Raw genomic sequence first — 625 nt, 5'->3', positions numbered from 1 at the left:
CGCCGCGGCGCTACGAAGTGGCAACGTTCAAACAGTGCCGCGTCAACGTCGACTACCACGTCGAGATCGACGGACACTACTACAGCGTGCCGCATGCTCTGGTGCGCAAGGCGGTGGAGGCCCGCGTAACCCGCCACACCATCGAGATCCTGTACGGTGGCAAGCGCGTGGCGCTGCACGCGCGCAATACCCGCAAGGGCAGCCACAGCACGGTGAAGGAACACATGCCGGTGGCCCACCGCGCGCACCTCGAATGGACGCCCGGCCGGCTGCTCAACTGGGCAGCCTCGATTGGGCCCAGCGTCGCCGTCATCGTCGAATACCAGCTCACCCACAAGAGCCATCCCGAGATGGGCTATCGCGCCTGCCTGGGTCTGCTGAGTCTGGCCAAGAAGTATGGCAAGGAACGGCTCGAGGCCGCTTGCGCCCGCGCCGTCGCCATTGGCTCGCTCACGCGCAAGTCGGTGGTCTCCATCCTTGAAAACCATCTGGACCGGCAGGCCACTCTGCCGGTATCGCAAGCCGAGTGGCATTCCCCCATGCACGACAACGTGCGTGGCCCCGACTACTACCATTAGGAAAATTATGCTGATGCAACACACCGTCGGCCAACTCAAAGCCCTCA

General features: G+C 63.7%; 1 protein-coding gene. It reads left to right on the top strand.

Translation table 11 applies throughout. From position 1 onward, the window contains the following. Positions 1 to 578: Mu transposase domain-containing protein (locus tag D1614_RS28270; protein WP_147384387.1), on the top strand; the 578-nt coding region annotated here is incomplete at its 5' end. Between the last annotated feature and the right edge of the window lie 47 nt (positions 579 to 625).

The sequence above is a fragment of the Maribellus luteus genome (assembly GCF_003576475.1).
Taxonomy (GTDB): Bacteria; Bacteroidota; Bacteroidia; order Bacteroidales; family Prolixibacteraceae; genus Draconibacterium; species Draconibacterium luteum.
The sequence above is the reverse complement of the archived record's forward strand: the minus strand, read 5'-3'. Positions and strand labels throughout refer to the sequence as shown.